Source organism: Candidatus Woesearchaeota archaeon, assembly GCA_021735165.1.
Taxonomy (GTDB): domain Archaea; phylum Nanobdellota; class Nanobdellia; order Woesearchaeales; family 21-14-0-10-32-9; genus JAIPET01.
Genome location: JAIPHP010000015.1, coordinates 22,239 through 28,371 on the forward strand (window position 1 = coordinate 22,239; position 6,133 = coordinate 28,371).

A 6,133-nucleotide genomic window follows, 5' to 3' on the forward strand; every position below is an offset into this window, starting at 1 on the left:
TTTAATTACCTCCATTAATTTGTTTTTTTGAATCTGTATTCTCTTTTTTCTTTGTAATTTTTACTTTTGCATGCCTAATAACTTTGTCCCCTATTTTGAAGCCTTGCTGTAGTACTTGTACAACTCTTGGCTTTTCAGTTTCTTCTGATTCGTCAACAAGTACGGCTTCATGAATATTAGGATTAAAATCTCCTAAATTATTTATCGGAATTAATCCTTCTTCATCCATGACTTCTTTTAATTGAGAATATATCATCTCTATTCCTTTGTAAAAATCAGATTTTTCATTATGAGCACCTAAAGCTAGCTCAAAATTATCAAGTACAGGAAGTATTTTTTGAATCAAACCTTGAGTTGCTATGCTCACAAATTTTGATTTGTCAGATTCTGTTCTTTTCCTGAAATTCTCAAATTCTGCTTGTAATCTTTTCAAAGAGTCTTGAATTTGATCGTATTCTTCTTTTATTGAATCATACTGAGATTTGAGTTCTTTAAACTCTGAAAGATTCTCCTTTACAGAATCAAAATCCTTTTTTTCTTGTTCATTTTCTGTTTTTTCCTTCTTCATCATAAACCCTCTTGTCGATTTAAAATCAACGTAACCTGTGTTAAATTCAACCCATTTATATATTTTATGGTTTATCTTTTATTTTCCATATAGAAGTTTTTAAAACCAAGAAAAAAACACGCGCCGCACCAAAAACACTGTATCGTCACTAGAAAGTAAATAAAACAAAAATATTTAATAACTGCATAATATTTCTTTAAAAAAATGATACGAGACTTAAGAGGAAATGACAAAGGTCTGAAAATAATAGGAAATCGAACAAAATTTTTAAACACATTACTAAATTTTGAAAAAAGAAAAGATATTCAGAAAATGATTGAAAAAACATATTCTTCTAAAGCATATGGCAAAAATAATTGGACAAAAAAATATGAAAAATGGGGAGACAGACCTGAAATCACAACACTATACGGAAAAGCATTTCAGGAATTTCCAAAATTAGAAGAATTAAATTTTGATCTTGGAATAATAACAAGATTACCAGAATTCATTAATTTTTTAAAAACAAATTATAAAGGACAACAAATAAATCGAATACGAAATGAATTCAGAGAAGAATTAGGAACAAAAATAATGTATAGAGGTATGAGAATCTCTGATGAAGAAGCGGAAAACATATCTAAAAATGGAATATTAGCAAATTATTTTAACACATTAAAACAAATCAAAAAACCCTTAGAGGATTTTGAAGCAAATTTCATATCAGCATATGTCTGGAATGTTTTTGAAAAACATCTTTATAATGAAAAAACAAGAAGCCCTTTGATATCAATAACAGAAAAAGAATCAATAGGCGTAGCTTTAGGAAACCATTTTGGAAAAAGAGATAAACAACTACAAATACTAAAAATGGAAATTCCTGCACTAGATATAATATATTTTACAGAACACGGAATAAAAAATTATTCAACCAAAAATCTCGAAATGCATATTAAAATTGATGAAAATGAGGAAACACATAAGCTAGATAATAAAGTAGAAAGTTTCATTATGTACAAAATAAATCCTGAAGAAATAATAGATATTTACAAACCAGACATAAAAACAACTACATGGAATGGAAAAGTATCAAAAAATAAAGTTGCATAAAAATATGCGAAAAATTTTATAAACTTCAAAAAAATTGTAAAAAATTAAATGAACAAACAAGAAGCACTAGAAAAAATAAAACAGGAAATTATCTCTGAAATGGTTTGCCCGCTAAAAGATGCTTCCACAAACATAGTCTTTGGAAAAGGAAACCCAAACGCAGAAATAATGTTCATAGGAGAAGCACCAGGAGAAAAAGAAGACTTACAAGGAGAACCCTTCGTAGGAGCTGCTGGAAAACAATTAGATAAATTATTACAATCAATAGGACTAAACCTAGAAAAAATATACATCGCAAACATCCTCAAATATAGACCTCCAAATAACCGAGACCCAACAACCGAAGAAATACAAAGACACACCCCCTACCTAATTAAACAAATAAAAATTATACAACCAAAAATAATAGCGACACTAGGAAATTACTCAACAAAATTCGTGCTAGCACAATTCCAAATAAAAAACATGAAAAACATAGAAGGAATAACAAAACTACACGGTAAACCGCAAGACTTAAACATCGAAAACACAAACTTTAAAATAATGCCCCTATATCACCCAGCCGCAATGCTATACAACCCAAAACTAAAAACAATACAACAAGAAGACTTCTTGACAATGGAAAAAATACTTAATCCAAATGCACAAAAAAAGAAACCAGAAGCGCAACAAAAAGAACTAAACAAATACTTATAATAATAAATTACGACCCCAACAAAAAAAGACAAACAGCAAAGCTTAAATACCAAAACGGAAAACAAACAAAAAAATGAAAAACATATTAATACTAGAAGATGACAAAGACACAAGCAATTTCTACAAACTGTTATTAAGACATAAAAATTATAACATGCAAATAACAGAAACATACGAACAAGCAAAAAAACACTTTAACGAAAAAATAAACCTGACAATAATAGACCTGGGAATACCTGGTGAATTATCAGGACTGGACTTCATAAAATACATAAAAACATCACCCTACAACCAAACACCTATAATAATGATTACTGCAAACCTGTACCAAAAAAATACGCCTAACATAAACGCAGACGAACTCCTAATAAAACCAATAGATAACAAGACATTCATAGAGACAATAGAAAAACACATACAAAGAGAATACCAAACACACTAACAATCAATCGTTTTTCTCTTCTAATCTACGCTTAGCATTTCTAATAGAAGTTTTCAAAAGAATCCCATTTTCCTCTTTTAACCTATCCAAAAGCAAATCCTTTCTTTTCAACTCAGCCCTCAAAGTTTCAATAATCTCATCCTTAGATAACTCATCGACCTTGAACTTATCAGACATCAAATAAGCACCTCTTCAATATCCTGCAAATCTTCTAAAAATAAATGAGCAGAATTACTAATAATAGAAATGCTGCCATTAGCAACACCTAATTCTTTAGAAACAAAATCAAGCAACTTTGCCAACTGATAAATATTAGAAGGAAACCCAAAAAATAAATCATTGCTCCTGATGTGTGCACTCAAATGAAGAAGATGATCTTTAATTCTAAAATTCAAATAAATTATGCTAGGCGTATTTCTATTAATCGCCTGAGAATCCTGCATAGGATCATAAACAATAATCACAGCCCTTCTAGAAGAAGAATCATTTCTTAACAAAGGAACAATAAACTCATTAATCTGATCCAACTGACCCGCAAAATTAAAAATTCTACCTCCATAAGTATACTCATAAATAGGAACCTGAATCTCTTTAAACATAATATTAGACAACTCATCTTTAGAAGGATAAATCCATTTTTTAGACTTCTTCATAGTATCAATAGGCACATCAACACCTACAACAGAATTTTTTAAAACTAACACTAAATTAGAAACTTCACGACAAGTCCTGCCCTCATTATCCCTATAATCAACGCCTTCCGTTTTAACAAAATCAAGAGCAGCTCTCCAAAGATCATAAGTTTTATCTTTTACAATTTCCATTTTACACCTTACTCCTACATAAAATTATCTAAAGTTACCTCCCCTTTTCTTTCTTTAAAATCATAAGCAAACAAAGGCAAATTATAATTCGTCAAAATATGCTTAATTTCATCAAGCACCTCGTCAGTTTTAAAATTAGGCGCTCTAAAAAAACGAATTCTATCTCCCCCATCAAAAATTTTTAACAACTCCTCTCTTCTTCTCAAATTCTCCCTTAAGGAAGCATCATTAAAATCTCCAATACATTTGATAGTTATCTTAGAATATACCCTTTTACTCAAAAAATCCCTATCAAACCTACTAAATGCGCTAGATAAAGCAATTTTAAACCTAATAGGAATTCCACAGGACTTAAAAACAGTTTCCTCAGACTTACAAAATTCATCAACTTCATCCTTAATAGATCCTAACAAATCAATAAATTCATCAAACTCAAGCATAAATTTAGAAGAACTCTCTAAAGCAACATCATAATTCCACAACCTAACATAATTATAACTATAAGAAAAAAACTTACTCTGATACTTACCATTTAGTCTATTCAAAGTCGCAAACAATAAATCAGACCTACGCCTCATGGCAGTTGTAGCCAATAAAAGAGATTTAGAAGCTCTAAGTAAAAAATCTAATAACACAGAAGCATTCTTATACTCTTTAAAAAATCTATAAAAATCAACACAAAGACTAGTTTCAGAAAAACACAACCCAACAGTATCCTCATAATAATTCTTTACATGAGCATCCCACTCATCATCAGAAATAACATACGTACCTGCCCTTCCAAGAACATAAGGACTCTTTTGCAATTCAAGATTTTGAATATTCACACGAACTTTACTCTCGGAAAAAGCAACAATTAACTGCCTAAAAAATCTTACATGATTAGAAATGCTTTTAACATCAGTTTTGAAAATAACAAAAATGTTATTCGAAGCAAGCTGAGCAAAAGCAATCATAAAATCAGTAAGCTTAACCGAATCCTTAATCTTAGTAATGTCAATTAACAAATTAAAATACTTATTATAATCCTTTGTGTCCAATTCGAGTTTCTTAATAAAACTAGTAAGATCTTGAACAGAACAATTATCAACAACATATTCAAAGCCATCCAATGCCAACACATCATTAAAACTAGGATACAAATCAACCATGACTGAGTAAAGATCTTTACAATCACTCTCTAAATCAGACCTTAACAAAATAGCATTAATCTTATTAACCCAATTCTTATTATCAAAACGTTTGACAATACGCTTCTCTTCAAACTCTTCAATCCCTGACAACAAAGCATTATCCTGTTCTAAATTAGAAACACTATTAACAATACCTGCCAACTCTTTAGAACGCTTATTCTTAGACTCAAAATCAGAGTTCAAACAAAAAAACTTCTCGCCCTTACCTTCCACTTTAGTCACAATTAAAATTTTATCAACTTCTAACTTATTTAAATGATACAATAATTTTCTATGCATTCTAGCCTTCTTACGTTTACCAATCCTCAAAAGTTCAGAATCATTAGTTTCATTATCAATATATTTCTGACACTCCTCATAATCCACAGGAAAAATATGCATTACCAACTCACTTGTAGAAATGTCTCTTCCAGGATTCTTAGCAAAAAATTGCAGTACTTTACTCTCAGTAGGATGCATCATAAGAAAAGAGCAAAAGAAAATATATAAATCTTCTGACTAAACAAACCGAAAAAAACACTTTGTTTCAGAAAAAACACGGATTAATATACAAAATATATACAATTGTATACTGAAACTTAGCAAAAACCCCAAAAAAAGCACTTTGTTTCAGAAAATCTCTGAAACAAACAGACAATATTCTAAAAAAATGTTTATACAAATCAACATCTAAGAATAAACAAAAAAGAGGTTTGGGAGGTAAAAAAAATGCTGCTAAAAGAAAAAGATATGAAAGTCATCAGCTATTTTAGAAACAACGCCAGAACAAGTCTGACAAAACTAAGCAGAATTACAAAGATACCTGTAAGCACAATATTTGACAAGCTAAAAGAATTCGAAACAACAAAAATAATACTAAAACACACAGCGCTAATAGACTTCAAAAACATAGGATACGCAATAAGATCGCAAATGCTAATAACGGCGCCACAAACAACAAAAAATAAACTGCAAGAATTCCTAGTTAAAAACCCAAAAGTAAACACAATATTTAGAATAAACAACGGATATGATTTTCTTGTAGAAACCATATTCAAAACACTAGAGGAATTAGATGAATTCACAAAAGAACTAGACCACTACGAAATAAAAGAAAAAAAAGAATTTTTTATAATGGAAGACATAAAAAGAGAAGAATTTCTAACATACAAAGAAAACATAGGAATACTAAAATGATAAATACTGTGTTATCCCAAAACTATTTCCCTACGGTGAGTTAAATCAATGTATGAAACTCACAAGAGGGAAACTCATGGAAACAATTAGGCGAAAAAACGAGGGTGAAACTACTTATCAAGTTCGTAAAATTGCTGGCGTGAGT

General features: G+C 30.0%; 8 protein-coding genes. 4 read left to right on the plus strand and 4 right to left on the minus strand.

Features of this window, described 5'->3' with window-relative positions; genetic code table 11:
* Window position 1: 1 nt before the first annotated feature.
* Entirely contained in the window at window positions 2-571 is a 570-nt protein-coding gene (locus tag K9L97_04380) for a nucleotide exchange factor GrpE (protein MCF7872244.1), read from the minus strand.
* 201 nt (window positions 572-772) lie between these two features.
* Between K9L97_04380 and K9L97_04385 the strand changes: the two genes are divergently transcribed.
* The 3 genes from K9L97_04385 to K9L97_04395 all read left to right on the plus strand — a co-directional run bounded on the left by K9L97_04385 (window position 773) and on the right by K9L97_04395 (window position 2,795).
* A complete protein-coding gene (locus K9L97_04385) occupies window positions 773-1,657 on the plus strand; it encodes a hypothetical protein (GenBank protein MCF7872245.1) in 885 nt (294 codons plus the stop codon).
* A 48-nt stretch (window positions 1,658-1,705) separates the two neighbouring features.
* The gene (locus K9L97_04390) at window positions 1,706-2,353 is read left to right on the plus strand and encodes a uracil-DNA glycosylase (protein ID MCF7872246.1); all 648 of its coding nucleotides are present in this window, start codon (window positions 1,706-1,708) and stop codon (window positions 2,351-2,353) included.
* A gap of 73 nt (window positions 2,354-2,426) precedes the next feature.
* Window positions 2,427-2,795: a response regulator gene (locus K9L97_04395; GenBank protein ID MCF7872247.1), complete on the plus strand. Its 369-nt coding sequence runs from the start codon at window positions 2,427-2,429 to the stop codon at window positions 2,793-2,795.
* A gap of 3 nt (window positions 2,796-2,798) precedes the next feature.
* On the opposite strand, the gene K9L97_04400 is transcribed toward K9L97_04395, so the two are convergent.
* Genes K9L97_04400 through K9L97_04410 form a run of 3 tightly spaced genes read right to left on the minus strand, consistent with a single transcriptional unit; the run spans window position 2,799 to window position 5,274 of the window.
* On the minus strand, window positions 2,799-2,972 hold the full coding sequence (locus K9L97_04400; protein MCF7872248.1) for a hypothetical protein: 174 nt from the start codon (window positions 2,970-2,972) through the stop codon (window positions 2,799-2,801).
* Window positions 2,972-3,619, minus strand: a complete 648-nt coding sequence (locus tag K9L97_04405) for a thymidylate synthase (protein ID MCF7872249.1) — start codon at window positions 3,617-3,619, stop codon at window positions 2,972-2,974. The genes K9L97_04400 and K9L97_04405 overlap by 1 nt, the downstream gene beginning before the upstream one ends.
* A 14-nt stretch (window positions 3,620-3,633) precedes the next feature.
* The gene (locus K9L97_04410) at window positions 3,634-5,274 is read right to left on the minus strand and encodes a hypothetical protein (protein ID MCF7872250.1); all 1,641 of its coding nucleotides are present in this window, start codon (window positions 5,272-5,274) and stop codon (window positions 3,634-3,636) included.
* A gap of 246 nt (window positions 5,275-5,520) precedes the next feature.
* Between K9L97_04410 and K9L97_04415 the strand changes: the two genes are divergently transcribed.
* Window positions 5,521-5,988, plus strand: a complete 468-nt coding sequence (locus K9L97_04415; protein ID MCF7872251.1) for an Lrp/AsnC family transcriptional regulator — start codon at window positions 5,521-5,523, stop codon at window positions 5,986-5,988.
* Window positions 5,989-6,133: the final 145 nt, after the last annotated feature.